This is a genomic window from Micromonospora sp. U21, from assembly GCF_018070045.1.
Taxonomy (GTDB): domain Bacteria; phylum Actinomycetota; class Actinomycetes; order Mycobacteriales; family Micromonosporaceae; genus Micromonospora.
The window spans coordinates 1-1,546 of the sequence record NZ_JAGPYK010000077.1; the positions used below are offsets into that span (position 1 = coordinate 1).

1 protein-coding gene is annotated in these 1,546 nt (G+C 68.0%); it reads right to left on the reverse strand.

What is annotated here, in order from left to right; all coding sequences use genetic code 11:
• Positions 1–8: 8 nt before the first annotated feature.
• The gene (locus KBX63_RS34810) at positions 9–1,472 is read right to left on the reverse strand and encodes an NF041680 family putative transposase (RefSeq protein ID WP_210918672.1); all 1,464 of its coding nucleotides are present in this window, start codon (positions 1,470–1,472) and stop codon (positions 9–11) included.
• Positions 1,473–1,546: the final 74 nt, after the last annotated feature.

Sequence of the window (1,546 nt, forward strand, 5' to 3'; positions counted from 1 at the left end):
CTTGATTTTTAACCTGTGCGGCGTGGACGGGGATTGACGGACTTCGTCTTCTTTGTAGCCGGTGTCTTGGCGTTCGTGGTGGTCGCGGTGTGGACGTCGTGGCGTGGGGTGGGGTGGTTGTTGCGGCGGCCGGGTGGCCGCCCTGGTCCTGGCCGGGAGGGTTTGGGTGCACCGGCCGGACGGGTGGCCTTCGCGCGCAGGTGCCGAAACCCTCGGCGGACGCGGGCGGGTGACAGACGCTGCGGTGGTGTGGGTTTCTCCCAGGGGCGGCGCAGGTCGGTGGCGAGGGCGCGGGCCAGACGCAGCTGGGTGTAGGCGGCGAGGATCATCCAGGTCCAGCGATCGGCTGCTTGTGGGGTTCGGATCTTCGGGCAGGTCCAGCCGAGGGTCTGTTTGAACAGGCGGAACGTGTGTTCGATGTCGAAGCGGCGCAGGAACGTCTGCCAGAGCCGGTCGACATCAGCGCTGGTGGCGTCGACGCCGGACCACCACAGCCACACCGGCTTCGGGGTCGCGCCGCTGGGTAGATGGTCGACCTCCAAACGGATGACGGTTCCCTCGATGACCGGCAGCGTTGTCGCCGCAGCGGTCCAGGCGGATCGGTGGGTCAACCGTGGGTGCAACCGGTCCCAGGCGCGGGCCCACGCCGTGCCGTAGAGGCGGCTGTCGGCGACAGTGGCTGCGTCCGGCTCACCCCACGTGGTGGGATCACCGAAGACGAACTCGCCGCCGTGGCGGGGTGGACGTCCAATCGTCCCGGGCTTGCGGGGCGGCACGGCCCGGCGCAGTACCCGGTCTGAGCGCATCCGAGCGAGGACCTGCACGGGCAGATCACGCAGGAGGAACGCCAGCCGGGGCGCGTCGTAGCCGGCGTCGGCCACGACCAGGATCTCCAGGTCCCCGGCCTGCCACTGCCCGGCCGCGATCAGCCGCCCCACGATGTCTCGCAGCTGCCTAGCGGTGACCGTGGCCGCGTCATCACCAGATGCCAGCCGCTGTGCGTCCAGCGGCGCGGTCCACGAACTTCGGCCCGATTCCAGGGCCACGACCATCGAATACGGCCAGCCCGGGATCATGATGGTCTGATCCTTACCGCGTCCATAGGTGTGACACAGGATCCGCTGCGGTGAGGTGTGCGCGTCCGGCCGCAGCCAACAGGTGACGTCGACCGCCAGGACGAGACGGCCATCAGCCGCCCGGGGCAACGGCACCGCCGCGAGGGCGGTGCGCAACCGATCGATGTCCAGCCGCCCGCAGGCGAGGGCGTCATACAACGCCCCGTGACCCCGACGGTGCTCACCCACCAGCGACAACTCCACCAACGACCGGACCGGCCCATCGGCGCACAACACCGCGTCCGTCAGGTCGAACAACGCATCAGCCCGAGCAGTCAAACAGTCATAGAACTCTCGCCGGAACCTGTCCAGCTCCCCGACGGCATCAGCCGGACGACGGTCATGCACACTGGTCACCAGAACAGCCCTTGGTTATTGATGCTCTTCCCTAGACAAGAAGATCATCAACCAAGGGCTGTTTCCGTGATCGG